This is a genomic window from Clostridium pasteurianum DSM 525 = ATCC 6013 (assembly GCF_000807255.1).
Taxonomy (GTDB): domain Bacteria; phylum Bacillota; class Clostridia; order Clostridiales; family Clostridiaceae; genus Clostridium_I; species Clostridium_I pasteurianum.
The window spans coordinates 453,612-479,616 of record NZ_CP009268.1; the positions used below are offsets into that span (position 1 = coordinate 453,612).

25 protein-coding genes are annotated in these 26,005 nt (G+C 31.4%); 23 read left to right on the forward strand and 2 right to left on the reverse strand.

The genetic code is table 11. The annotated features are described in order from the left end of the window. The first annotated feature begins 23 nt into the window (after window positions 1-23). Complete coding sequence (locus tag CLPA_RS02060; protein WP_003441146.1) at window positions 24-719, forward strand: response regulator transcription factor; 696 nt, start codon at window positions 24-26, stop codon at window positions 717-719. A 42-nt stretch (window positions 720-761) separates the two neighbouring features. Further along, entirely contained in the window at window positions 762-2,201 is a 1,440-nt protein-coding gene (locus CLPA_RS02065) for a sensor histidine kinase (RefSeq protein WP_003441147.1), read from the forward strand. A 49-nt stretch (window positions 2,202-2,250) separates the two neighbouring features. On the opposite strand, the gene CLPA_RS02070 is transcribed toward CLPA_RS02065, so the two are convergent. Further along, complete coding sequence (locus CLPA_RS02070; protein WP_003441148.1) at window positions 2,251-2,811, reverse strand: DJ-1/PfpI family protein; 561 nt, start codon at window positions 2,809-2,811, stop codon at window positions 2,251-2,253. Window positions 2,812-3,375: 564 nt separating this feature from the next. Between CLPA_RS02070 and CLPA_RS02075 the strand changes: the two genes are divergently transcribed. The 9 genes from CLPA_RS02075 (at window position 3,376) to CLPA_RS02115 (ending at window position 14,028) form a co-directional block, all read left to right on the forward strand. Beyond that, entirely contained in the window at window positions 3,376-3,936 is a 561-nt protein-coding gene (locus CLPA_RS02075; protein WP_003441149.1) for a sigma-70 family RNA polymerase sigma factor, read from the forward strand. 1 nt (window position 3,937) lies between these two features. Beyond that, window positions 3,938-5,047, forward strand: a complete 1,110-nt coding sequence (locus tag CLPA_RS02080) for a DUF4179 domain-containing protein (RefSeq protein WP_003441150.1) — start codon at window positions 3,938-3,940, stop codon at window positions 5,045-5,047. A 286-nt stretch (window positions 5,048-5,333) separates the two neighbouring features. Then, entirely contained in the window at window positions 5,334-6,020 is a 687-nt protein-coding gene (locus CLPA_RS02085; RefSeq protein WP_004455100.1) for a FadR/GntR family transcriptional regulator, read from the forward strand. Window positions 6,021-6,119: 99 nt separating this feature from the next. Beyond that, entirely contained in the window at window positions 6,120-7,781 is a 1,662-nt protein-coding gene (gene ilvD / locus CLPA_RS02090; protein WP_004455101.1) for a dihydroxy-acid dehydratase, read from the forward strand. Window positions 7,782-8,227: 446 nt separating this feature from the next. Next, window positions 8,228-9,286, forward strand: a complete 1,059-nt coding sequence (locus tag CLPA_RS02095; RefSeq protein ID WP_004455103.1) for a sulfate ABC transporter substrate-binding protein — start codon at window positions 8,228-8,230, stop codon at window positions 9,284-9,286. Between the two features lie 409 nt (window positions 9,287-9,695). Beyond that, window positions 9,696-10,514: a sulfate ABC transporter permease subunit CysT gene (gene cysT, locus CLPA_RS02100; RefSeq protein ID WP_004455104.1), complete on the forward strand. Its 819-nt coding sequence runs from the start codon at window positions 9,696-9,698 to the stop codon at window positions 10,512-10,514. A 12-nt stretch (window positions 10,515-10,526) separates the two neighbouring features. Further along, window positions 10,527-11,354 carry a sulfate ABC transporter permease subunit CysW gene (cysW, locus tag CLPA_RS02105; RefSeq protein ID WP_004455106.1) on the forward strand — a complete coding sequence of 276 codons (828 nt, stop codon included), beginning with the start codon at window positions 10,527-10,529 and terminating at the stop codon, window positions 11,352-11,354. Between the two features lies 1 nt (window position 11,355). Then, complete coding sequence (locus tag CLPA_RS02110) at window positions 11,356-12,414, forward strand: sulfate/molybdate ABC transporter ATP-binding protein (RefSeq protein ID WP_004455108.1); 1,059 nt, start codon at window positions 11,356-11,358, stop codon at window positions 12,412-12,414. A 450-nt stretch (window positions 12,415-12,864) separates the two neighbouring features. Continuing rightward, on the forward strand, window positions 12,865-14,028 hold the full coding sequence (locus tag CLPA_RS02115; RefSeq protein ID WP_004455109.1) for an iron-containing alcohol dehydrogenase: 1,164 nt from the start codon (window positions 12,865-12,867) through the stop codon (window positions 14,026-14,028). A 152-nt stretch (window positions 14,029-14,180) separates the two neighbouring features. Here CLPA_RS02115 and CLPA_RS02120 read toward each other — a convergent pair whose 3' ends face one another. After that, window positions 14,181-14,405 (reverse strand): cytochrome b5 domain-containing protein, encoded by a 225-nt coding sequence (locus CLPA_RS02120; protein WP_004455110.1) that lies wholly within the window; start codon window positions 14,403-14,405, stop codon window positions 14,181-14,183. Between the two features lie 168 nt (window positions 14,406-14,573). Between CLPA_RS02120 and CLPA_RS02125 the strand changes: the two genes are divergently transcribed. The 12 genes from CLPA_RS02125 (at window position 14,574) to CLPA_RS02180 (ending at window position 25,852) form a co-directional block, all read left to right on the forward strand. Then, entirely contained in the window at window positions 14,574-15,065 is a 492-nt protein-coding gene (locus CLPA_RS02125; protein WP_004455111.1) for a hypothetical protein, read from the forward strand. A 264-nt stretch (window positions 15,066-15,329) separates the two neighbouring features. After that, on the forward strand, window positions 15,330-17,003 hold the full coding sequence (locus tag CLPA_RS02130; RefSeq protein ID WP_004455113.1) for an alpha-keto acid decarboxylase family protein: 1,674 nt from the start codon (window positions 15,330-15,332) through the stop codon (window positions 17,001-17,003). A 256-nt stretch (window positions 17,004-17,259) separates the two neighbouring features. Next, window positions 17,260-17,442: a hypothetical protein gene (locus tag CLPA_RS02135; protein WP_004455115.1), complete on the forward strand. Its 183-nt coding sequence runs from the start codon at window positions 17,260-17,262 to the stop codon at window positions 17,440-17,442. A gap of 288 nt (window positions 17,443-17,730) precedes the next feature. After that, complete coding sequence (locus tag CLPA_RS02140) at window positions 17,731-19,179, forward strand: amino acid permease (RefSeq protein ID WP_004455116.1); 1,449 nt, start codon at window positions 17,731-17,733, stop codon at window positions 19,177-19,179. 211 nt (window positions 19,180-19,390) lie between these two features. Beyond that, window positions 19,391-20,575: a putative heme d1 biosynthesis radical SAM protein NirJ1 gene (gene nirJ1, locus CLPA_RS02145; RefSeq protein ID WP_004455117.1), complete on the forward strand. Its 1,185-nt coding sequence runs from the start codon at window positions 19,391-19,393 to the stop codon at window positions 20,573-20,575. A 55-nt stretch (window positions 20,576-20,630) separates the two neighbouring features. Continuing rightward, window positions 20,631-21,632: a putative heme d1 biosynthesis radical SAM protein NirJ2 gene (nirJ2, locus tag CLPA_RS02150; RefSeq protein ID WP_004455118.1), complete on the forward strand. Its 1,002-nt coding sequence runs from the start codon at window positions 20,631-20,633 to the stop codon at window positions 21,630-21,632. Continuing rightward, window positions 21,632-22,084, forward strand: coding sequence for a siroheme decarboxylase subunit alpha (ahbA, locus tag CLPA_RS02155; protein ID WP_004455120.1), 453 nt, complete (start codon window positions 21,632-21,634; stop codon window positions 22,082-22,084). The genes nirJ2 and ahbA overlap by 1 nt, the downstream gene beginning before the upstream one ends. A gap of 5 nt (window positions 22,085-22,089) precedes the next feature. Next, window positions 22,090-22,560: a siroheme decarboxylase subunit beta gene (gene ahbB, locus CLPA_RS02160; protein ID WP_004455121.1), complete on the forward strand. Its 471-nt coding sequence runs from the start codon at window positions 22,090-22,092 to the stop codon at window positions 22,558-22,560. A 96-nt stretch (window positions 22,561-22,656) separates the two neighbouring features. Beyond that, on the forward strand, window positions 22,657-23,484 hold the full coding sequence (locus CLPA_RS02165; RefSeq protein WP_004455122.1) for an alpha/beta fold hydrolase: 828 nt from the start codon (window positions 22,657-22,659) through the stop codon (window positions 23,482-23,484). 173 nt (window positions 23,485-23,657) lie between these two features. Next, complete coding sequence (locus CLPA_RS02170) at window positions 23,658-24,119, forward strand: methylated-DNA--[protein]-cysteine S-methyltransferase (protein WP_004455123.1); 462 nt, start codon at window positions 23,658-23,660, stop codon at window positions 24,117-24,119. Window positions 24,120-24,312: 193 nt separating this feature from the next. Then, window positions 24,313-25,146 carry a deoxyribonuclease IV gene (locus CLPA_RS02175; RefSeq protein ID WP_004455124.1) on the forward strand — a complete coding sequence of 278 codons (834 nt, stop codon included), beginning with the start codon at window positions 24,313-24,315 and terminating at the stop codon, window positions 25,144-25,146. 19 nt (window positions 25,147-25,165) lie between these two features. Further along, window positions 25,166-25,852 (forward strand): DNA alkylation repair protein, encoded by a 687-nt coding sequence (locus CLPA_RS02180; RefSeq protein ID WP_004455125.1) that lies wholly within the window; start codon window positions 25,166-25,168, stop codon window positions 25,850-25,852. Window positions 25,853-26,005 lie beyond the last annotated feature (153 nt).

Below are 26,005 nucleotides of genomic sequence, written 5' to 3' on the forward strand. Positions count from 1 at the left end.
AAAATTTGAAAAGGTGATATAAAATGAGTAAAATTCTTATAATAGATGATGAGGAGGATCTTGTAACACTTTTAAAAGATTCTTTGGAAAACAGAGGACATACTGTTTTTACTGCCTATAACGGGCTAGGGGGGATAGAAAAGTCAGAAGAACAACCAGAAATTATAGTACTTGATATAATGATGCCGGATATGGATGGGTATGAGGTGTGTAGGAATATAAGAGACAGGGTGCAATGTCCCATAATATTTTTAAGTGCAAAACAATCAGAAATGGATAAAATTAAAGGTTTTGCATTAGGCGGAGATGATTATATAATAAAGCCCTTTAGTATTAAGGAGTTAATGGCAAGAATTGATGCACACTTAAGGAGAGAGAAAAGAGCTATTTTCCTTAATGAGGCGGGGAAAAGAGTCTTGCTTAATTTTAAAAACCTCACAATAGATTTAAAAGCTCGTGAAGTTCATATTAACAATATAGCTGTAATTCTTACAAAAAAGGAATTTAACATAATTCAATTATTGTCATTACATCCAGGACAGATATTTTCTAAAGAACAGATTTATGAAAAAATTTGGGGATATGATGCAGAAGGAGATTCTTCAACAGTAACAGAACATGTTAAGAAAATTAGGGCAAAGTTTAGTGAAATTGATTCAGGTACTCAGTATATATCTACAGCATGGGGTATAGGATACCGCTGGGAAAAAATTAAATAAGGCTTTTTGCAGTGTGAAGTATTTCAGGAGGAGTTTAATTTAATGTTAGAGAAAAAATCTTTGAAAGCACAATTTGTAATGAGTTTTATATTGGTTATTATATTTAGCATTATTCCGACAATTATAACTTATTTTATTGGTTATAATATTTATATAGCTGTTGAATATAAAAATATATATCCAGCTAATTATTATGAAAGAAAAGCTTCTGATATTGGAGATTATCTCAAGGAAAAAGGTATAGAAACTTTAGATATTAGAGAGAAACAAGCTCTTGATAAGCTTATTCCAGCAGAGGGAATTAAATATCAGGTTATAAATGAAAATGCAAAAGTCATATATGGAACTGATAGGGAAAAAATAATAGCTGATAGTGCTGACTTATACAAAAAAGTTAACACTCGTATAGGGCTTAAAGGGAGATATGTTAACATTATTCCTATATTAGATACTAAGGGCAAAATGGCAGGAGTGGTATCTTTATCCTATATGCTGAAGCCCTATTATGTAAATTCAGCAGATAAAATATGGATGATACCGTTATCTATTATAATTATTTTTTCTCCATTTATCTATATAATATTTTTTACTATCATTTTTTCCAGTAAATTTCAACATAGTATAGGCAAACCCTTAAATATGCTTATACAAGCAGCTAAAGAGGTTAAGAGGAAAAATCTTGATTTTAGTGTAGATTATACTGCTGATAATGAGATTGGCAAATTGTGTGAGGCCTTTAATGAAATGAAATCTGAACTTAAGATATCATTGATATCCCAGTGGAAAATAGAACAGGAAAGGCATGAAATGGTAGAGACTTTGGCCCATGATTTAAAAACGCCCCTTTCCATTATCAAAGGATATACTGAATCGCTTTTGGACGGGAATTATAGGGATAATGAAAAATCAATTAGATACTTGAATGTAATAAGAGAAAATACAGATAAAGGATCCAACCTTATAAAAGAAATGCTTTATGCTGCTGAAATAGAGAATACCAACATGGAAATTAATAGTAGCTCAGTAGATATAGAGGCTTTCATGAAGATAAAAGAAGAAAGCTATGAGATGATTTGTAAAGATAAAAAAATAAAAATTAAAGTAAATATAGATTATAAAAATAATTATAAAATATCCTGCTCTATTGATATATTAAAGCTTGAACGAATATTGGATAATATTGTGTTAAACAGCATTTATTATACACCTGAAGAGGGAAAAATAAATATTAATGTATATGTTGAGGATAAAAATATGAAGTTTACAGTACAGGATACGGGTAAGGGATTCAGCAGTAAAGATTTATCCAATATTTTCTACAAATTTTATAGAGGAGATAAAGCCCGCAGTTCGAAAAATGGTAATGCAGGACTTGGACTTTATATTGCAAAAAAACTGGTAGAGATATATGGTGGTAGTATAAAGGCTTTTAATTCAGAAAGTGGCGGAGCATGTGTAGAGTTTATTTTGAAAATGATTTGAATATATAATCATCTTAAGTATTATAGAAAATTGAATATAATTGCTTATTTCAATTATATTCAATTTTCTCAGATACCTGCTTAGCTATAGTTTCATCAAATATTTCTTTTAACACATATAGACCTAAATCTATACCAGAAGATACTCCTGCACTTGTAATGATTTTACCATCTTTTACTACTTTAGACTTTTTCACAATTACACCCATTTGAGAAAGTTCATCAAAAGCAGTATGATAGGTAGTAGCTGATTTATCTTTCAAAAGACCTGCACTGGCAATTATAAAAGCACCTGTACATACAGAACATAAATATTTCAATTGAATATATCTATTTTTTATAAAATTAAGTATATTTTCATTTTTCATTGCTGATTTTCTACCTTGTCCACCTGGAATTACCAATACATCTAAATGTGGGCAATTATTAATAGTATAATCTGCAAAAAATCTTAATCCATTAAATCCTTGAATTATTTGTTCATGATCACTTACGAACCAAACATTAGTACTTTCAGGTTTTATTTTATTTATATAAGATAGAACTTCAAAGGGTCCAATAAAATCTAATTCTTCAACTTCTTCAAAAATTAATATACCAATATTAATCATGTAGATCACTTCCTGTATTATATTTTATTTGAAAATCTAATAATCTTTTTTATATAAACAATATAATATACATTAAAAATTATCAACTAACAATTAGAATATTGTGTAAATATATCTACTGTATATAAAGTGTTTAATACAAAGAGCAAAAGGGAATTTTTCAATGTATTTGAAATGCATTTTATTGAGCTATGAAAATGACTTAAAAGCTATGAGGCATTACAAAGCTGGACTTAAAACAGCTGAGAGAAAAGGAAGAAAAGAAGGCATTAGACAGTTAAGTTAATATTAAAGCAATATAAAAATGGGCTTTCTATTGAATATATAGCAGATATAAATGATATTGATATAGAATATGTAAAGGAAATAGTAGAAGATAAGTAAAAAGAACAGCAAATCTAATATTAAACAACGGTACATACTTACGGTGTATCGTTTTTTTGTTGCAAAAATTCATCTGATAAAATAGAAATAATTTATAATTAGCCTAAGAGAAAATACTTTTATATGCGTTATATATAGTGTAAAAGCTTTTACGGAAACTATCAGATAGGAGAAAATTTCATGAGGAGTAATGAAATAAATTATGTTAAGAGGCTGAAAAAGGGAAAAGAAGATGCTTTGGAGTTCATAGTAGATAAATATCTGCCTTTAGTTAAATCTGCTGTATACAAGGTGTTATCACCACTAAAAAAGGATGGGATTATAGAAGAATGCATAAATGATGTATTTCTTTCTGTGTGGAATAACTCAAGTAAATTTAAGGGTGAAGAATCACAATTTAAGAGTTGGATATATAAAATAGCTAAATTTAAAGCTATAGATTATTACAGGAAAGAAATTAAAAATTTAGAGGTTAATTTAGAAGATGAACATATAATCGAGAACAAATCCTTGGAAGAAGAAATTATTATGAAGGAAGATATAAAAGAATTAATAAAACTTATAAACACTTTTGAAGCTACAGATAGAAATATATTCATTATGAAATTTTTTCTTGGAATGAAGTCTGAGGATATTGCTAAAAAATTTGATATTACCAGGTCTGCTGTAGATAACAGAATCTACAGGGGAAAGAAAAAGCTTAATAAACAGGTTAATAATCCAAGTATGGAGGTAATTTAATATGAAGGATATTTATGAAATATTAAATGATGTAGATATAGATGAAAGTGAAATGGATAGCGTTGAAGTATCGGACATTGAAAAGGCAAAGGTGAAAAGAACTTTAAAAAAAGCGATAAAGAAAAATAAAATTTGGAGAAAAAGTATAATTGCAGCATCAGTTTGTTTTGTAATGATTGGAGTTATGGCAATAGTTGGAATAGCCAGTCCGGCCAGTGCTGCAGATATTCCTGTAGTAGGGGATATATTCAGGTTTATGGATAATGGTAGAACGGGAATGTACGATAAATATAAGGAAAATGCAAATGAAATTAATGTTACTAAAAAAAGTAATGGTATTTCAGTTACTATAAAGGATGCCATATTTGATGGAAAGACGTTATCCTACACTTATGAAATAAAAAGTGATAGAGATTTAGGCGAAACAATTATTCTAGGAGGTATGGGATCATCCGGTGTTAATATAAAAGGGTACAAAGGATCTATGGCGGGTACTTCTGGAGCAAAAAAAGTTAATGATAACACTTATGTAGGTCAAGATAATTACAGTATAGATGAGGAAAGAAAGCAGATAAGTGTTAAAATGAATTTTAAAAGTATAGGGAACCTTAGTGATGCTAAATATAAAAATGTAAAGGGCAATTGGAATTTTGACATTAACTTAAAAGCATTAGAAAGTGCTAAACAACAGGTTAATAAATCCATTGAAAAATATGGTATAAAGCTAGATGTAAATAATATTTCTAAAACAACTATGTCCTTTACTATAAATTACACTGTAAGTATTACTAAGAGTGTAAAAGAAAAATGGTTCAGTGTAAGTTTATATGATTTTGACATCAAAGATGATTTGGGTAATGTTTATAAAGGTCAAGGAAATGGAGAACAGGGTAACTTATATAAAATGAAAGGAAGTATGACCTTTGGTAAACTTAATGATAATGCTAACAAACTAATAATAACTCCAAAGATTCATATGTCTAACACAGGAGGTGGAGTTTCTTTTGATAAAAATGGAAAGAAAACTGAAGTTAAGCCAAAAATAGATGCAAACCATCCTGAAAATAGTGATATTGTATTAGAGGATATTGTTGTTGATTTAGAGAAATAAATGCAGAATATAATAATAATTTAATGTAAAGACATCAGACATCACTGTTGAAAAATGATGTCTTTTAATATATTATATAATTTATAAAGGATTAGATAATGTTGTTAAAACAGAGATAATAGAAGTATGTCCTATAATTTATTTAAGATACTTCAAAGTAAATTACTGTTTAATATAGTATTATATTTTTGCCTTGCTATCTATTTTTACATACTAAAATTCAAAGAAAAAACAAATTCTTAATTAATTAAGAGGTCATTAGGACTTAATAAGGAGAGAGTATTCTATGACAAAAAAAAGAAAAAGTTTATCAGAAAATGTGGCAGATGACATTCTTGCCATGATTACCATAGATAAAAAATTTGTACTTGGAGATAAGCTGCCTAATGAAAATCAGCTTTCTACAGAATTGAAAGTCAGTCGTACTACTTTAAGAGAAGCAATTCGTATTTTAGTAGCTCATGACGTATTGGAAATTAAAAGGGGAAAGGGAACCTACGTTAAAAATAATGGTGAGTTAAATGAAAAATTCAATTTAAATGAACTTTCAACTTTAAAATTGGATGTAAAGGACTTATATGAAATACGTCTGATCTTTGAACCTGAAATTGCTTACTATGCCTCAAAACGTGCTACTGATAAGGAAATGGAACGAATTTTACACTATGGAAAATTAGAAGAAGAACAAATTTTGAAGAAGGAAGACAGAACAGAAGTGGAGCAGGCTTTTCACAAATCTATAGCAAAGGCAAGTCATAATGAGTTTATGAATAAGCTGATACCTATTCTATACAAGGCTATTGATAAGGGTGTTATTTTATCAGATGCAAATGAAGAAATGTTAAAGAATACATTAAATGATCATAGAATGATTATGGAATTTCTATCAAAACGAGATGCTGAAGGAGCAAGGACAGCAATGAAACTGCATATTATTCATGCAATGAGAGGATTTGGAATTACAGAAGAATAAAATTCATTCATATAGAGATATAGTTATGTTGTTGACATTAGACATCATACAACACATAATAAATTTATACAACTAAAATATATTATAGAGGTGTTTATAATGAATAGTGATGCAGTAACTAAAAGCGCACCTAAACGTGCATTATTTCATGCACTTGGTTTAACAAATGAAGAAATGAAAAAACCTTTAATAGGTATTGTAAGTTCTAAAAATGATATAGTTCCAGGACACATGAATTTGGACAAAGTGGTAGATGCGGTAAAACTTGGGGTGGCAATGGCAGGGGGATCACCTTTTATTTTCCCAGCTATTGCAGTATGTGATGGCTTGGCAATGGGACATCAGGGAATGAAATATTCTCTTGCTACAAGGGAATTAATTGCAGATTCTACAGAAGCTATGACATTAGCTCATGCTTTTGATGCTCTAGTTATGGTTCCAAACTGTGATAAAAATGTTCCAGGATTATTGATGGCAGCAGCCAGACTAAATATTCCAACTATATTTGTAAGCGGTGGACCAATGCTTGCAGGAAAAGTGGATGGTGAGAAAGTTAGTTTTTCCAGTGTATCTGAAGCAGATGGTGCATTTAATGCAGGAAAAATTACAGCGGAGAAATTAGAGGAATTTGAAAATAAAGCCTGTCCTACTTGCGGCTCTTGTTCTGGTATGTATACGGCTAACAGTATGAATTGCCTTACCGAAGTGCTTGGAATGGGATTGAAGGGGAATGGAACTGTCCCAGCGGTTTATTCAGAACGTATTCAATTAGCAAAGCGTGCTGGAATGCAAATAATGGAGCTACTTAAAAAGAATATTAAGCCAAGAGATATTATGACTAAAGATGCTTTTATAAATGCTTTGACTATGGATATGGCTTTAGGATGTAGTACAAATAGTATGCTTCATCTCCCTGCTATTGCCCATGAATGTGGTATTGAACTAAATGTGGATATTGCAAATGAAATCAGTGAGAAAACACCTAATCTTTGTCATCTTGCACCGGCAGGGCACAATTACATTGAAGAGCTCAATGAAGCTGGCGGAATTTATGCCGTTATGAATGAAATAAATAAATTAAGTTTACTTAAAACAGATTTGATTACATGCACAGGTAAAACTGTAGCAGAAAATATTAAAGGCTGTACTAATAAGAATACTAAAATAATAAGACCTGTAGAAGATCCTTATAGTACAACTGGTGGAATTGCTGTATTAAAAGGTAATTTAGCACCGGATTCCTGTGTTGTAAAACGTTCTGCAGTTTCACAAGAAATGCTTAAACATGAAGGCCCCGCAAGAGTATTTGATTGTGAAGAAGATGCTATGGATGCAATAAACTTTGGTAAAATTAAAGCTGGAGATGTAGTTGTTATTCGCTATGAAGGTCCAAAAGGAGGACCGGGCATGAGAGAAATGCTGAATCCTACTTCTGCAATTATGGGATGTGGATTTGGTGATAGTGTGGCACTGATTACCGATGGTCGTTTTAGTGGAGCTACAAGAGGCGCAGCAATTGGACATGTATCTCCTGAAGCTGCAGTAGGAGGAAATATTGCTTTAATAGAGGAAGGAGATATTATTCGTATTGATATTATAGCAAATAAAATAGATTTTGTAGTTAGTGATGAGGAATTGAAAAAGCGTAGAGCAAATTGGAAGCCTAGAAAACCAAAAATTACAGAAGGATATCTTTCAAGATATGCAGCTTTAGTTACATCAGGAAATAGAGGAGCGATTTTAGAAACTTTTAAATTTTAATTATATATTTCAAGAGTTTAAGTTATTTTAAAAGAGTGCCTTACAGTGTATAAAATATATTGTAAGACACTCTTTTAATTTTTCTGATATTAAAAATAATTTTTAAAACTTTGTTTTTAATAAATCGATAAAGAATTTGTAATCTTAATGAATATTTATCCTGTACTAGAGAAGGGTTATTGTTAAATTAAACTTATAGTTAAAGGATATTGTAATAAAAATTTTTTTAATCTCTATTTTTGTATTGACATCAGCTATAATTGTATTATAATAAATACCATAGTAATCTTATAAGTTTTATATGTAATAGGAATTATATGTTTGGGGGTAATAAATTATGAAGGAGTTATGTATTAAGTCAGAATGCTTACAGGTTAGCATTTTGACGAAAGCAAAATCAAAGTAATTGTATAATTATTTTTAAATGAAAATTAGGGGGACTCTTCATGAAAAAAATTAAATTCGGTATTTTAATCTCATTAATCAGTGTACTAACATTGTCAACTTTTGCCGCATGTGGTAATAAGAATTCTGAAAACGGAACAGCAGCAAAAAATGATAATAAAAAAGCAGTAAGTCTTTTAAACGTTTCTTATGATCCAACAAGAGAATTATATGAGGAATATAATAAGGCTTTTGCAAAGCACTGGAAAGAAAAAACTGGTCAGGATGTTACTATAAAGCAATCTCATGGTGGTTCCGGTTCACAGGGAAGGTCTATAATTCAAGGACAGGATGCAGATGTTGCCACTTTGGCTTTAGCCTATGACATAGATGCAATTCAGCAGGCTGGGTTAATAAAAGAAGGATGGCAGAAAAAACTTCCAGATAATAGTGCACCGTATACATCAACTATAGTATTTCTTGTAAGAAAGGGAAATCCTAAGAACATAAAAGATTGGAATGATTTAACTAAACCAGGTGTTTCAATTGTAACTCCAAATCCTAAGACTTCTGGTGGAGCTAGATGGAATTATCTTGCTGCTTGGGGATATGCCTTAAAGAAAAATAACAATGATGAAAATAAGGCTAAAGATTTCGTTAAACAGGTTTATGCAAATGTATCAGTATTGGATTCAGGAGCAAGAGGAGCTACTACAACTTTCGTTGAAAGAGGAGTAGGCGATGTGCTTATAGCTTGGGAAAATGAGGCATATCTATCTGTAAAGGAATTAGGTGCAGACAAATTTGATATAGTTGTACCATCTATAAGTATACTTGCAGAACCACCAGTAGCTGTAGTTGATAAAGTAGTTGACAAAAAAGGTACAAGAGAAGTTTCAGAGGAATATTTGAAATATTTATATTCTAAAGAAGGACAGGAAATAGCTGCAAAGAACTACTATCGTCCAAGAGATAAGGAAATAGCTGAAAAATATAAAGATAATTTTGCTAAAGTAGATTTATTTACAATAGATGATGTATTTGGTGGATGGACTAAGGCTCAGAAAACTCACTTTGCTGATGGCGGTACTTTTGATCAGATATATCAGCCTAAAAAATAATTAGATTAATAGATAGAATTCTTAGATTTAGTAATTGATTTTACTAAATCTAAGAATTCATTGTATAATTTCTAAAAGTTTTATTATATAATTATAGAAATTATATAAGATATGAATTTATAAGATTAAATACACACTATTATAGTATGCATATATCTTTAATTTATGGGTTTATTAGTTATAACTTATTTATACATTTTTATTGGGTTTATTTTATGGGAGAGATTTAAATATAAATTTATTTTAAGAATTCATTAGAAATTCTACAGTTATTGAGTATTATATAAATTATTATAGAGAGTGCTGTAGTGAATATTTTACCTTTTGGATTTTGGAAGTAAAATACTTAAGCGGCTGTTTGGGGAGTAAATATAAGATATAAGGCAAAAAAGATAGGGGGGTACAATAAGTGGCTAAGAAGACAAAGGTTATTCCTGGGTTTGGTATATCCATGGGTTTAGCTATTTTATATTTGAGTTTAATAGTTTTAATTCCACTTAGTACGGTAGTAATTCAAACCACTGAAATGGGTTTTGGAGAATTCCTTAAAGTGGTGACAAATCCAAGGACAATAGCATCCTATAAGGTCAGTTTTGGTTGCGCACTGTTAGCAGCTGCCATAGATTCAGTATTTGGGTTAATTATTGCTTGGGTTCTAGTAAGATATAAGTTTCCATTTAAGAGACTTTTAGATGGATGTATAGATTTACCTTTTGCATTGCCTACTGCAGTTGCAGGTATTTCACTTACAACACTTTATTCAACAAAGGGATGGCTTGGGTCTATATTAGCTAAGTTTGGTATACAGGGCTCTTTTTCAACCTTTGGAATTACTATAGCATTGATGTTTATAGGTATACCTTTTATTGTACGTACGGTGCAGCCGGTTTTAGAAGATTTAGATGAAAGTATAGAAGAAGCAGCTTCTATTTTAGGGGCTTCCAGAATTCAGACCTTTATTAAAGTAATATTTCCTCAGCTTATTGCACCTCTATTGACAGGATTTTCACTTGCATTTGCAAGGGGGATAGGTGAGTATGGATCTGTAGTGTTTATTGCAGGAAATAAGCCTATGAAAACAGAAATAGCACCACTTTTAATAATGACCAAGCTTGAACAGTTTGACTATCCAGGGGCTACATCCATAGCATTAGTAATGCTTATATTTTCATTTTTCATGTTGTTTGTTATAAATTTAATTCAATGGAGAGCCAATAAGTATAGATAGGGAGTGATAAAATTGGAAAAAGAATATTATACAAAATCCAAAGTGATTAAGTTTTTACTTATAGGTATAACTGTATTATTTCTATTTATAATGCTTGGAATGCCATTGATATTAATATTTACCGAGGCCTTTAGAAAAGGTAAAGAGGCTTACATAGCTGCTATTACAGATCCAAACACTCTTGCTGCTGTAAAACTTACATTAATAGCTTCTGGAGTAGCTGTTGTTTTAAATACTATATTTGGAACTATAACTGCTTTTGCTGTAACAAAGTTTGAATTTCCTGGAAGGAACTTTTTAATTACTCTAATAGATCTTCCCTTTGCCATTTCACCGGTTATAGCCGGCCTAATATATGTGCTTACCTTTGGTAGAGGCGGACTATTCTATGACTTCCTATTTAACAATGATATAAAAATAATTTTTGCTCTTCCAGGTATAGTACTGGCAACAATATTTGTAACTTTTCCCTTTGTATCTAGGGAAATAATACCTTTGATGATAGCTCAGGGAAGTGAAGAGGAAGAAGCGGCTGCATCTATGGGAGCCAATATATGGACTATATTTACCAGGATAACACTTCCAAATATAAAATGGGGACTTTTATATGGAATTGTACTTTGCAGTGCCCGTGCTATAGGTGAATTTGGAGCGGTTTCTGTAGTGTCAGGACATATAAGAGGAGAGACTAATACACTGCCGCTGCATGTAGAAATACTGTATAATGAATATCAATTTTCTGCATCCTTTGCAGTATCTTCTCTTTTGGTGTTTATAGCTATTATTATTTTAATTCTGAGAAATATTATTGAATGGAAAGTTAAAAAAGAGGTGAGATAAAATGTATGTTGAAGTTAAAAATCTTAATAAAATTTTTGGAGATTATAAGGCATCTAAGAATGTATCCTTTGGAATAGAGCGTGGAAAATTAATAGGTCTACTTGGACCAAGTGGCAGCGGTAAAACTACAATACTTCGTATTATTGCAGGTCTTGAATCTGCTGATAGTGGTGAGGTATATATTGACGGTAAACTAGTTAATGATATACCAGCTGGTAAAAGAGGTATAGGCTTTGTTTTTCAAAATTATGCACTTTTTAGAAATATGACAGTTTATCAAAATGTAGCTTTTGGACTTTCCATTAAAAAGGTAAATAAAAATGAAATAAAAAAGAGAGTACTAGAATTAATAGAGCTTGTTGGACTTAAAGGACTAGAAAAGAGATATCCAAGTCAATTATCGGGAGGACAAAAGCAGAGGGTTGCCTTTGCAAGAGCTCTTGCACCAAATCCACAGCTGCTTCTTTTGGATGAACCTTTTGCGGCCATTGATGCTAAGGTTAGAAAAGAGCTTAGAACTTGGTTGAAACAAACTATACACAAGCTTGGTATAACAAGTATTTTTGTAACTCATGACCAAGAAGAAGCGGTAGAAGTAGCAGACGAGATTATAATAACTAATTTGGGAACTGTAGAACAAAAGGGAGAGCCTGTAGAAATATATAAAAAGCCTGAAACTGCTTTTGTAGCAAAATTTATTGGTGAATCAAATATTATTGAAAAATTTGATAAGCTTAAGGCATTTAAAGATATACAAAAAGGATCTAAGGCAATTATAAGACCGGAGTTTGTTCAGATTGGCAAGGAAGGTGAGGTACAGTATGTATCTGCTTCTGATAGAGGAGTAGTGACAGACATATCTTTTGCTGGTTCCAATTGGATAATCACTGCTAAAATAGGTGATATAGAAGTTACAGGAATCCGTTCTCTTGAGCAAAGTCATTTTAAAGTGGGAGATGAAGTATTAGTTCTCATACACAGATTATATGTATTCCATGAAAATAAAGTGGAAATTGTTGAAAATAAATTAAAAATTGATCCAATGCCAGTATATATATAAACACTTGAAACACCATGATATTTAAATTGATATTAGGGTGTTTTTTTATTTTCACCTGACTAACTTGGCGTAGGTGTAAGTCTACCATGCACTCTGTACAGCCCTCACACAAAATCAAAAAAAGATTTTGGTTCTCTGCTTGCACTCTGTACAGCGATTCATACCAAATACAAAATAAATTTTGTTTTGTCTGCTTTTCTTCAAGTGGCAGTTCAACGCCAAGTAAGCCATGCATTTGCAGTTCTAAAATTCAGATAGGGTAAAAGAATCCCCACCTGAATTAAGAACTTGCTTCAACTTTAACATTGTATAAGGTAAAAATGTATTGAGAATGTAAAATTTTTCAGTAATTTTGTTGACTTAAAGTTAACTTTAAGTATTATAATATTTAATATGTAACTGATTAATTATATTAATGTGCAGAGAAAGAAGTAAACGAGGGGTGTTTATATGTTGAATTTTGATTACTCTATTCCTACTAAAATATTTTTTGGAAAGGGAAAGATAGGAGTATTACCTGCTGAAATAAAAAAGTATGGTTCAAAAATACTTCTTGTATATGGAGGAGGAAGTATAAAGAGAAATGGAATCTATGAGGATATAACAAAAGGGTTAAAAGACAATTCCATTGACTTTTGGGAGCTTTCTGGTGTAGAGCCAAATCCTAGAATAACTACTGTTAGAAAGGGAATTGAAATCTGCAGGAAAAATAATATAGATCTTGTATTGGCCATAGGTGGAGGAAGCTCTATTGACTGTGCCAAAGTTATAGCAGCAGGGTATTATTATGAAGGTGATGCCTGGGATATTGTTAAAGATGCCAGGAAAATTTCAAAAGTACTGCCTGTGGCCAGTGTATTGACATTAGCTGCAACGGGCTCAGAAATGGATATTTTTGGGGTTATTACTAATATGGATACCAATGAAAAAATAGGAGTGGGGCACCCAGATATGATACCAAGATTTTCAGTGCTGGATCCTACCTATACCTTTACTGTGCCAAGAAGTCAAACAGCAGCAGGTACTGCAGATATTATGAGCCATATTATGGAGGCCTATTTCAGCAGTACAAAAGAAGCTTTTTTACAGGATAGGATGGCAGAAGCACTTCTGAAAACCTGTATAAATTATGGTAGAAAAGCCATGGATGAACCGGAAAATTATGAAGCAAGGGCAAATTTGATGTGGGCTTCCAGTCTCGCTATAAATGGACTTTTAAGCTATGGGAAACATAGAAATTGGGTTGTGCATCCTATGGAACATGAACTCAGTGCCTATTATGATATAACTCATGGAGTTGGTCTTGCTATTTTAACTCCTTACTGGATGAAGTATATTTTAGACGACAGCACTGTAGATAAATTCGCAGAGTTTGGAATAAACGTTTGGAATATAGATGCCAGTAAAGACAAATATGATATAGCTAATGCTGCCATAGACAAGACCAGAGAATATTTTAATCTACTGGAAATTCCATCTAAGTTAAGTGAGGTGGGAATTAAAGAAGATAAACTTGAAGAGATGGCAAGACAATCTGTGAGAAAAGGTAACATAGGTAGTCTAAAGCCCATAGGTTATGAGGGTGTACTTAATATCTTCAAGGAAGCATTATAGATGAACGAATTCATTATACTTACGAAAGTGGATAGTATAATGGGAAAATGTCCAGATAAAAAGAAGTTAGTAATATTTCTTTTTATCTGGACAAAGTTATTTAATATAATTATTTTTTATATTACAATTTATATATAAATATTGTTATTTAGTTATTGCAACCTTCCTACTATGGGTAATCTATCCAACCATTCTGCTTTGTGAGGAAATTCTTGGGTAAAATCATTGCCGGCAGTTTTATCATGATGTATACCATTTTTCCAAACAAGTACTTTACTTATATCATAGACAATACCTTTAATTGCTATGTATGCGGGATTACCATCTTTACCATTAAATTTACTTAACTCTTCTTTTGTAAATATTTTTTCGCTCATAAGATACCACCATCCTTTTTTTATTTATAAAAAAGTTATATAGTATATATTATAATACAATTTAATATAAATTGAATAAAAATATAGTGTATATATAAGATTATATTGTAAAATGTACTGTATAGTATATAATCATATTTAAGAAATATATATAGAGGAGCTGGATATATGGTTAAATTAAAAAATTCATCCTTAAAAGAATTGTCGATGGAGCTTGATGAAAGAATTAGTTCAAAAATAAAATTATTTGGAGTCACTGAACCTGATGAGAATATAAAAGAATTATTTTATTTAATTTCCACTAAACTAGCAGATCAATTTGAATATGAAAATAAACAAGATATTTCAGTCTGTAAGTGTATTCTTATGGATTCTGATGAATTTACTTTTATACTTGAACCCAATGAAGATTCCTGTACTATAAACTTTTGCATATATCCTATACATAGATGGACAATCAATAATTTATCTAAGACAAGAATGTTGGCGAATATAGTAGAGCAATTATGCCATTTTTACTGGAATTTAAAAGATGAAGTAAAAGGTTCTTATAAAGTTTTAGAAATAATGAAAAGAGTAAGTAAGAGAATAGAGCTAGAACACTTTTATGATGTGGACTACATAGAATATCTTTATAGTTTAGGCTATAAAAAGAATTAGATTTGTAATAAAGTAATATTATAGAAATACCTAGGTCGTCAAAGATTTAGGTGTTTTTTTATTTTAAACTTTATTTACTGTTGATTTTTACTAATTCCATTTATGCATAAGCTTATGCGTACAGGTTAGAATAAGTTTTATATTATAACTAAAATTTATTATTTTATTTTTATAGATAAAATACTGCAAAAAGAAATATGGAAAGGAAGTGAGTGTTTAGTGAAATAACACATTTTTAATAAGTTGTTTCACTAAATATATTATATGTTTGAAAAAAATCAACTAACTGTAGGACGATATCTTTTTAATTGTTTAAATAGTGAGGGAATAAGTGAGATTTTTGGTGTCCCTGGAGATTATAATTTTACTCTTTTAGATAATCTAGAGAAAGATGAGAGAATAAATTTTGTAGGTTGCAGAAATGAATTAAATGCAGGCTATGCTGCTGATGCCTACGCTAGAATTAAAGGACTTTCAGTTATGATAACTACTTTTGGAGTAGGCGAATTAAATGCTTGCAATGCAATTGCCGGTGCCTATTCTGAATATGTTCCCATTGTTCATATAGTTGGAGCTCCAAAAACTATGGTTCAGATGGAGCATAGAAAGATGCACCATACCCTAATGAATGGCGATTATTCTGTATATGAAAATATCTATAAAAATATAACTGCATATACAGCTGTAATTACTAAGGATAATGCACAAATTGAAATTCCCACTGCTATTAAAATAGCTAAGGAAATGAAGAGACCAGTATATTTAGTAATAGCCATTGATGTAGTTGATCAGCCTGTTACTAAAAGAGAAATAAATCTATTAAAACCTCAGACTAATCAGAATTCTTTACAGTTAGCACTTGATAATATTAAACAGGTTATTAATAGGGCACAAAAGCCAGTACTTCTTCCGGATATCATGGTATCAAGATATAATCTTCAATCTGTAGTTGAAAGTTTAGCAGATAAAATGGATATACCTGTAGCTACTATGATGGCAGGTAAAGGATCCTTTAATGAGAGCCATAAAAACTATATAGGATTATATGCAGGCAGATGGGGAAGTCTAGAGGTTAAAGATTTTGTTGAGGGCTGCGATTGCATTTTAGCCGTTGGCCCTATTTGGTCCGATTACAATACAGGTTCCTTCAGTGCACAATTGAATCCTGTAAACATTATAGAAATCCAACCTAATTATGTAAAGGTAGGAATGAGCCTATATGAAAATGTATTAATGGAAGATTTATTAAATGAATTAGTTAAAATTGTAGAGAAAAAATCAGTTCCAATTCCAAATATTAAAAGAATATACAATGAGAATAATAACATCAATGGAAATGATCAGATTACATCTGTATATTATTATCCCAAGTTACAGAATTTTATTAAAGAAAATGACATAGTAATTGTAGAATCAGGATCACTTCCTCTTGGTATGGCAGAGGTTAGGCTGCCTAAAAGTGTTACTTATATATGTCAGTATAATTGGGGATCTATAGGCTATGCGACTCCTGCTGCCTTTGGTGCCTGCGTTGCAGATAGAAATCGTCGTATAGTTTTATTTACTGGAGATGGATCTATACATTTAACAGCTCAGGAATTAAGTTCAATTATATATAACGGTTGTAAGCCTGTGATATTTTTAATAAATAATAAATATTATACTATTGAAGCCTATCTGAATGCACCTAAAACAACTGAATATAATAATATACCAGTTTGGGATTTCCAAAAACTCATTGAAGCCTTTGGTGGGAATGCATATACTGCCAGAGTAAATACTAATGAAGAATTAGATAAAGCTATAGAGGAAATTGAAATTCAGGGTAAAGATAAAATGTGTTTTATTGAAATAAATGCGGATAAGATGGATGTACCGGAAATTGTTCATAATGTTCATACTATGATAGAAGAAATGGAAAAGCAAAAGATGAATTGAAAAATATTTATAATTGCTTATTACTAAAAATTATAAATTTTGAGATGAATTTTTGATTTGATAACACTTCTTTTTAAAGATTAGATGACATATTGTTATATTTATAACATATTTTTTCATAATTATTAATACAAACACAAAATATTTATAAAAAAAACATAAAATAACGTTTACAGATGTAAAATTTATAGTAGAAAAAATGTCGTTTATATAGTAAAATTAGATTACTAAAATTAAAAAGGAGTGTATTGAAAACATGGAAACAATAAAATTAGATATCAATGAGCACTATGAAGATGAAATTGAAGCATTAGAGGATAATGGATATGAACAAGTAGATGATACAACCTACACTAAAAAGGGTAAAAAGTATAAATTTGTAAGTGTTGAGAAATTTAATACATGGATTTATCATATTATTTTAGAAGAAGTAGAATAGTAAGAATTTACTGTGAATTAAGAAATGAGGGATTAAAATTCCTCATTTTTATATTTTCTATAACTATCCTATCTAAAAAAATCAGTTGCTATTTTGAATTTTACAGCAGTTAATAAACAGTCCTATTGTATACTTCTTTAATTAAAAAACTTCTTTCTATAATTATATATTATCTCTGAATAAATCTAAAAAGTTCAAAGTTTAACATTCTATGTATCCTTATGGAATGTTTTTATTAATTTTAGGAATACTATTCTTAAGATTATAGGGAGTTCGGAGGTATATATAATGGAGAAAAAGCATAAAGGTCTATCTGCAGGGCAGCTTACAATGATGGCACTGGGAACTATAATTGGAGGCTCCTTTTTTCTTGGATCATCTGTATCTATTCACGCAGCAGGCCCTGCGGTTTTAATTTCATATGTATTAGGAGGAGTACTAGTATATTTTATTCTTTCGGCTCTTTCTGAAATGACTGTAGCAGATCCATCACCAGGTTCTTTTAGGGCTTTTGCCAGTAAAGCTTTTGGATCTGGAGCTGCATTTGTAGTGGGATGGGTTTATTGGACGGGGATGATTTTAGCTATGTCCAGCGAAGCGGCGGCTGTATCCATATTATTTCGCAGATGGTTTCCAAGTCTTTCTGTATTTCTTCTCGGAAGTATTGTTATCACTGTGGTTACTGTACTTAATTTTTTAGGAGCTGATAGATTAAGTAAATTAGAAAGTAGTCTAGCAGCTGTCAAGCTGCTAGCTATATTATCCTTTATAATTATTGGAATATCTTTAGTTATGGGTTTCATAAAGGGTGCACCAACTATTGGTACTAATGTAATCAGAAAAGAGAGCTTTATTCCAGGAGGAATAAAAAGTATTACTGGCAGTATGCTTGTTGTCATATTTGCCTATGCAGGTTTTGAAATAATAGGATTAGCTGCTTCAGAAACAGACAATCCTGAGAAGACAATTCCAAAAGCTATTTTTTATACAATTTTAGCCCTTGCAGGACTTTATATAGTATCTATTATAGTTTTATTAATCCTTATTCCAACTGCTGATCTTAATGAAGAAATAAGCCCAATGGTAGCAGCACTTAACAGGTGGGGAATGGGATGGGCTGGAAATGCAATAAATATAGTTATGATTACAGCTATTCTCTCCACCATGCTGGCAGCTATGTTTGGAATGGGCAGGATGCTCCGTTCTCTGGTAGATGAAGGGCATGCACCTAAATGGCTGAAGGATAAAAGTAAAGTACCTCATAGAGGAATAGTATTTTCGGGTTTTGCAATGTTTTTAGCTCTAATAATGGGTATTATAATTCCTAAAATTTATATGTTCCTCATAAGTTCTGGTGGTTTTGCCTTGTTATTTACTTATGCAGTGATTGTTGCTACTCAGATTCGATTAAGACAAAGGTATGGATCTCCAAAAAAAGGGCAATATCATATAATAGGATATCCTTATAGTTCTTGGATTACTTTGATAAGCCTTATTATTATAATTATCAGTATGCCATTTATTTCTGGGCAGACATCAGGACTTGTATCAGGACTTATAATAATTGCTTTTTACACATTTGCCTATATGTTAATGAAAGTCTATAAAAAGAGTGAAAAATTAAAAACTAACAGTGCTATAAGAGCAAAGGCAAATAAGCTTAGATTATCTACAGAATTCTCAGAGGAACTAACTAAAGAACATAAGAGAATTAATAAAGATGTTAAAAAGAGATGAGTTCCATAAATATATTAATATATGTTTATGTAATGTTATTATTAAAAATATGTTATTAAAATAAATGATAATGTAGTAAAATGTATTATTTTATTTATTTATGTATGATATAATAGATAAAATTCATTATAAATTATATAATTTCTACACTTCATGTTTTTAGTTGGAAAATATACAGTTGAAAAACCATATAAGAAAGGAAAGCTGTTGTATGATAGGAATATCAAAATTATTATGTGGAAAGGAAAGCTTCGGAGATAAATTAAGATATATTCATGGAGCTAGTACCCAGAAAAATGGAGTAAACAAGGGGTATGGTCCTGTAGTGGTATGGAATTGCACCAGAACTTGTAATTTAAAATGTAAACACTGTTACGCGGATTCTGACAGCAGAATATATGAAGAAGAACTCAGCACTGAGGAGGCAAAAAAATTTATTGATGATTTACATGGATTTAAAGTACCTGTAATATTGTTTTCAGGAGGAGAACCTTTTCTAAGGAAAGATTTATTTGAATTGATTGAGTATTCAACACAGCGTAATATAAGAAGTACAATTTCTACTAATGGTACCTTGATAGATAAAGATGCGGCAATTAAGCTTAAACAGTGTGGTGTAGGCTATGTGGGAATAAGTTTAGATGGAATAGGAAAAAGTCACGATGAGTTCAGAGGAACTAAAGGCTCTTTTGACAATGCACTTAGGGGTATTAGAAACTGCAGAGAAGCTGGCCAGAAAGTGGGATTAAGATTTACCATAAATAAGCATAATTATGGGCAGTTAAAGGATATATTTAGGCTTATTGAAGAAGAAAAAATTAATCGTGTGTGCTTTTATCACCTAGTCTATTCTGGCAGAGGAAGCTCTATGATGAATGAAGATATAACTCATGATGAGGCTAGAGAAGCCATGAATTTGATTATTGAAAAGACTATGGAAATGGGAGATAAAGTAGAAATACTTACAGTAGATAACCATGCAGACTCAGTTTATCTCTATTTGGAAGCGGAGAAAAAATGCAAGAATCTGTCACAAAATATTCTTAAATTGATGAAGCTGAATGGTGGAAATCGTTCAGGCATAGCCATTGCAAATGTGGATTACAAAGGAAATGTTCATCCAGATCAGTTTACAACTCAATATACTTTTGGAAATGTGAAGGAGAGAAGTTTTGGTGATATCTGGTCAGATACTTCAAATTCTATTATTGATGGATTAAAGAATAGAAAAAATTTGTTAAAGGGAAGATGTGGCATCTGTAAATGGCTTGAGGTTTGTAATGGAAATTTTAGAGCAAGGGCGGAAGCAGTAACCGGAGACTTCTGGGCATCAGATCCAGCTTGCTACTTGACCAATGAAGAGATAGGAGTTAGTGAGTCTGCTGGGTTGATTTGATTCGTCCTTTTCTCCTAGTGCTAATTAAAAAATAAATTTGGGGAGGCAATATCTAATGATTATATCCTGGAATACTACCAATAAATGCAATATGTACTGCAAACATTGTTATAGAGATTCTGGAAATAAGGCTAAAGAAGAGCTAAATACTAAAGAGGCAAAGGAATTGCTGGATGAAATAGTAAAGGCTGGTTTTAAAATAATGATTTTTTCTGGCGGGGAGCCGCTTATGAGGGAAGATATCTATGAACTGACAGAGTATGCACGGCAAATTGGACTTAGACCAGTACTTGGAACTAATGGTACACTTATAACTTTAGATGTAGCTAAAAAATTAAAAGAATCTGGGGTTATGGGAGTGGGAATCAGTTTAGATAGTTTAAATTCTAACAGTCATGATAATTTTAGAAATTATAATGGTGGATGGAAAAAAGCCGTTGAAGGCATGGAAAATTGCAGCAAAGTAAATTTACCCTTTCAGATACATACTACTGTAATGAATTGGAATAAAAATGAAATATTGGACATTACAGATTTTGCTGTTGATATGGGAGCAGTGGCTCATCATATATTTTTTTTGGTACCTACAGGTCGGGGAATAAATATAGAAAAGGAAGCGCTAAATAGGGAGGATTATGAGAAAACTCTAAAAGATATAATGCTAAAACAGAGAGAAGTATCTATAGAATTAAAACCTACCTGTGCACCTCAATTTATGAGAATTGCTTCAGAAAATAATGTAAGAACAAGATTCAGAAAGGGGTGCCTAGCTGGCACTGCCTATTGCATTATAAGCCCTGTAGGAAACGTTCAGCCCTGTGCCTATTTGAATTCTTCTATGGGAAATGTAAGAGAAACTCCTTTTAGTGAAATATGGAGAAATAGTTCTCTGTTAAATCAGCTAAGGGCTTCAGATTATAAAGGAAAATGTGGAGTTTGCAGCTATAAAATAGACTGTGGAGGCTGCCGAGCTCGTGCAGCTTTTTATAATAATGGGGACCTAATGTCAGAAGATTCCTGGTGCTTACATTCTGTTGGGAAGGGAGTATATGTTTAATGGACAGAGAAAGTAAGGAAATACTCAATTTAATACAGACAGAATTTCCACTGGACGCAAGACCATTCTTAAAAATTGCCAATAAACTCAATATAACTGAACAAAAGGTTATCAATACAATTAACGAGCTTAAGAAGCAGGGATATATACGGAGAATAGGCGGTATATTTAATTCTAGTAAACTGGGATATACAAGTCTTTTATGCGCTGCAAGGGTGCCAGAGGATAGAATTTATGAAGTGGCAGAGTTCATAAGCAGCTATAAGGGGGTAACTCATAACTATCAAAGAAATAATAAGTATAATATTTGGTTTACAGTTACGGAAGAATCGGAAGAGAAAATCAAAAGATTTTTGCAGGATATCAAAGTTAATACGGGGATTGAAGATATATTGGAATTACCTGCAATAGACGTATTTAAAATCAATGCTGTTTTTGCCATGAAGGAGTGATACCTGTGCTAAGTTCTTTAGATATAAGTATTATTCGTAAAGTTCAAGAGGATATTCCCATTGTGCCAGAACCTTATAAAAAGATAGCAGAAGAGCTGGGCATTTCTCAGGAAGATTTGTTAAATAAAATAATTGAATTTTCTAATAAGGGTATTATACGAAGATTTGGTGCTATTTTAAACCATAGAAATGCAGGTTTTAATGCAAATGCCATGGTAGTATGGAAGGTGCCGGAAGAGAGTATTAAAGAAATAACAGATATTATGATAGAATTTAGAGAGATAAGCCATTGTTATAGGAGGCCTGTATGTGATGATTGGCCTTACAATATTTTTACTATGATTCATGGACAAACGAAAAATATATGCGAAGATATAGTACAGAAAATATCTGAGTTGAGTAATATAAAGGATTATAATATATTGTACAGTATTTATGAATTTAAGAAGAGCAGTATGAAATACTTTCAGGATTGAAGGAAAATTTTACCGATTAATAACCAGCAGACAGGAATAATACTCTAATGTAAATATATATATTATTTAGATAGATATATTTTGGAGGTATTTTTAGTGGGTTATTATGTTAAAGTGGAATCAGGAGTAAAAGTTTTTGTAGAAGATATTAATCCAGAAGGGGATAAGACAATTGTATTTTTACATGGTTGGCCTGGTAATCATAATTTATTTGAGTATCAATTTGATGAACTGCCTAAAAGGGGATACAGATGTATTGGCATAGATCAGAGAGGATTTGGAGAATCAGATAAGCCCTTTACAGGATATGATTATAATAGATTGTCAGATGATGTTTGGTGCGTGGTTAAGGCACTGGGATTAAAAAATTTTACTTTATCTGGACACTCTACTGGGGGAGCAATTGCAGTTAAATACATGGGCAGACATAAAGGTGAAGGTGTATCAAAACTTGCTCTTTTTGCAGCAGCGGCTCCTAGTCTAATTAAACGTCCTAATTTCCCTTATGGCATAGATGAAAGTGTTGTAACAAATATTATTCAAGAAACCTATGCAGATAGACCTAAAATGTTAAGTGATTTTGGAGATATATTTTTCTTTCAGCATATAACTGAACCTTTTGCACAGTGGTTTCTGCAATTAGGTTTACAAGCAGCAGGATGGGCTACAGCAGCTATAGCAAATACATGGATACAGGAAGAATTATTTTCTGATTTAGCATCTATAAATGTGCCTACATTAATACTTCATGGTATTCATGATAAAGTAGTTCCCTTTGAATTAGGTCAGGTGCAGAATCAAAGTATTAGAGATTCCAAGCTTATACCTTTTAATTTAAGCGGCCATGGACTGTTTTATGATGAGAAGGATAAGTTTAATAAAGAATTAATGAAATTTGTAGAAAATAGGACCTCAACTAAATGAAGTTTTAAAATGTTAAAATATCAAAATATCGTGTAGTTCACAAAAGAACTTCACGATATTTTTAGTGTATAATAACTTAAAGGAATAATAGAGAATTTCAGTATAAAAATATAAAGCAAATTATTTAGATACTAAAGAGTAAATGATAGGAAAGAAAGGAGACATTATGAGAGATGAATAAAACTTTTTATTATGAAACTAAAATAGGGAAAATAGGTATTACGGAGGATGGAAAAGCTATTACTAATATATATTTTGGGGAGAGTCCTTCTAAAGATATAAATTTAATTGAAACACCACTGTTAAAAGAAGCTTATAAACAGCTTCAGGAATACTTCCATGGAAAGAGAAAGACATTTCAATTGCCACTTGCACCTAAAGGTACAGATTTTCAGCAAAAAGTATGGGAGGCATTAAGGAAAATTCCCTATGGCAGTACCTGCAGTTATAAAGATGTAGCTATAAAGATAGGAAATATAAATGCCTGCCGTGCTGTGGGTATGGCAAATAACAGAAATCCAATTCCAATTATTATACCCTGCCATCGTGTTATTGGAACTAATGGCAAGCTGGTAGGCTATGGCGGTGGACTTAAAATAAAAGAAATGCTTCTAAAAATTGAAAATAAAGACTAAAATAAAATTTGAATAGTGAGAATTAATGAATGTTACAAATAAGGGAATATATGTTGCTAAGTCTATATGAATTACCTAGTGATGTAATTTATGTAAAATGCGTTATTACATATAATAGTTACTGGTTGAAGTTAATATTAAACCTTTATTTAAAATAGTGAAGTTATTAATAAAAATATTGGAGGTAGCAATGATGTTAAACATAGGATGCCATTTATCAGCTTCAAAGGGATATAAAGCTATGGGAAAAAATGCTCTTAAAATAGGCGCAAATACCTTTCAGTTTTTTACACGCAATCCTAGAGGAGGAAAGGCTAAAAAAATTGATCCAGAGGATATAAAAGCTCTGCTGGAAATGGCAAAGGAAAATGAATTCGCTGCGCTGCTGGCCCATGCTCCTTATACTGTAAACCCTTGTTCTGCAGAGGAAAGTGTAAGAGAATTTGCATTGGAGACTATGAAAGATGATTTGGAGAGAATGGAGTATCTTCCTAATAATCTCTATAATTTTCATCCAGGAAGCCATGTAAAACAGGGTGTAGAGATAGGAATAAAATATATTACGGATACTTTAAACTCCATCATAAAACCAGATCAAACTACTACAGTACTACTTGAAACAATGGCAGGTAAAGGCACAGAAATAGGTCGTAGTTTTCAGGAGTTAAAGCAGATTCTTGATGGAGTTGAGCTTTCAGAAAAGATGGGAGTTTGTCTTGATACCTGTCATGTATATGATGCAGGCTATGATATTGTGAATAATTTAGATGGTGTACTAGAGGAGTTTCATAAAATTATTGGACTGGATAAACTTCGTGCAATTCATTTAAATGACAGCAAAAATCCCTTTGAAAGTCATAAAGATCGTCATGAGAAAATTGGACAAGGCTCTCTTGGAAAAGAAGCTATAATTAGAGTTACAAATCATCCTAAATTGTGTAATCTGCCTTTTTTTCTTGAAACACCAAATGAGCTGTCAGGCTATGCTGAAGAAATAAAAATGCTTAGAGAAGCTTATGAATACTAGTGAAAATGGAGATAAAACATTGGAAAATACAATAAGAGAACATCTATTTCAATTGGCAGATGAAAAATATAGAGAATTTCAAAAGAGATTGTGTCCGGGGAAAGACAACATTTTAGGGGTAAGATTGCCCTTGCTAAGAAATTTGGCTAAACAGATAGCCAAAAGTGACTGGAAAGTCTATATGAAGGAAGCAAAAGATGAATATTATGAGGAAGTTATGCTTCAAGGGTTAGTTATTGGATATGTAAAGGCTGATATTGAAGAAATTTTAAATCTTGCTATGGATTTTATTCCTAAAATTGATAACTGGGCTGTATGTGACAGTTTTTGCACAGGATTGAAATTTACAAAGAAGAATAAAGAGAGGGTTTTAAAGTATATTAAATCTTATTTGTCTGCAGAAAAGGAATTTGAAGTTAGATTCGGGGTTGTAATGCTTCTTGAATTTTACATAGAAGATAGTTATATAGACAAAGTGTTATTATTATTGGATGAAGTAAAACATGAAGGATATTATGTGAAAATGGCTGTGGCTTGGGCTATATCCATATGTTATATAAAATTTCCAGAAAAGACTATGAAGTATCTTAAAAATAACAGCCTGGATGATTTCACATATAATAAAGCACTGCAGAAAATTACAGAATCTTTAAGAGTTGATAGAGAGACTAAAATTCTTATAAGAAGTATGAAACGCAAATTATAAAGGGAAGAAATGCTGTAAATGAAGCTGTATGAAATTTTGGGAATAAAAAGTTGACATGGATAGAAAATATAATATAATAAAAGTATGTATAGTAGGAAATTGTTAAAGAATAAATGTAAACCATTGAAGCAAGTTCTCTTAATTCAGGTGAGG

Excerpts from the sequence above, each read along its gene's own strand:
- CLPA_RS02060 (WP_003441146.1), top strand. The coding sequence starts at position 24 with ATGAGTAAAATTCTTATAATAGATGATGAGGAGGATCTTGTAACACTT.
- CLPA_RS02065 (WP_003441147.1), top strand. The coding sequence starts at position 762 with ATGTTAGAGAAAAAATCTTTGAAAGCACAATTTGTAATGAGTTTTATA.
- CLPA_RS02070 (WP_003441148.1), bottom strand. The coding sequence starts at position 2,811 with ATGATTAATATTGGTATATTAATTTTTGAAGAAGTTGAAGAATTAGAT.
- CLPA_RS02075 (WP_003441149.1), top strand. The coding sequence starts at position 3,376 with ATGAGGAGTAATGAAATAAATTATGTTAAGAGGCTGAAAAAGGGAAAA.
- CLPA_RS02080 (WP_003441150.1), top strand. The coding sequence starts at position 3,938 with ATGAAGGATATTTATGAAATATTAAATGATGTAGATATAGATGAAAGT.
- CLPA_RS02085 (WP_004455100.1), top strand. The coding sequence starts at position 5,334 with ATGACAAAAAAAAGAAAAAGTTTATCAGAAAATGTGGCAGATGACATT.
- ilvD (WP_004455101.1), top strand. The coding sequence starts at position 6,120 with ATGAATAGTGATGCAGTAACTAAAAGCGCACCTAAACGTGCATTATTT.
- CLPA_RS02095 (WP_004455103.1), top strand. The coding sequence starts at position 8,228 with ATGAAAAAAATTAAATTCGGTATTTTAATCTCATTAATCAGTGTACTA.
- CLPA_RS02110 (WP_004455108.1), top strand. The coding sequence starts at position 11,356 with ATGTATGTTGAAGTTAAAAATCTTAATAAAATTTTTGGAGATTATAAG.
- CLPA_RS02115 (WP_004455109.1), top strand. The coding sequence starts at position 12,865 with ATGTTGAATTTTGATTACTCTATTCCTACTAAAATATTTTTTGGAAAG.
- CLPA_RS02120 (WP_004455110.1), bottom strand. The coding sequence starts at position 14,405 with ATGAGCGAAAAAATATTTACAAAAGAAGAGTTAAGTAAATTTAATGGT.
- CLPA_RS02125 (WP_004455111.1), top strand. The coding sequence starts at position 14,574 with ATGGTTAAATTAAAAAATTCATCCTTAAAAGAATTGTCGATGGAGCTT.
- CLPA_RS02130 (WP_004455113.1), top strand. The coding sequence starts at position 15,330 with ATGTTTGAAAAAAATCAACTAACTGTAGGACGATATCTTTTTAATTGT.
- CLPA_RS02135 (WP_004455115.1), top strand. The coding sequence starts at position 17,260 with ATGGAAACAATAAAATTAGATATCAATGAGCACTATGAAGATGAAATT.
- CLPA_RS02140 (WP_004455116.1), top strand. The coding sequence starts at position 17,731 with ATGGAGAAAAAGCATAAAGGTCTATCTGCAGGGCAGCTTACAATGATG.
- nirJ1 (WP_004455117.1), top strand. The coding sequence starts at position 19,391 with ATGATAGGAATATCAAAATTATTATGTGGAAAGGAAAGCTTCGGAGAT.
- nirJ2 (WP_004455118.1), top strand. The coding sequence starts at position 20,631 with ATGATTATATCCTGGAATACTACCAATAAATGCAATATGTACTGCAAA.
- ahbA (WP_004455120.1), top strand. The coding sequence starts at position 21,632 with ATGGACAGAGAAAGTAAGGAAATACTCAATTTAATACAGACAGAATTT.
- CLPA_RS02170 (WP_004455123.1), top strand. The coding sequence starts at position 23,658 with ATGAATAAAACTTTTTATTATGAAACTAAAATAGGGAAAATAGGTATT.
- CLPA_RS02175 (WP_004455124.1), top strand. The coding sequence starts at position 24,313 with ATGTTAAACATAGGATGCCATTTATCAGCTTCAAAGGGATATAAAGCT.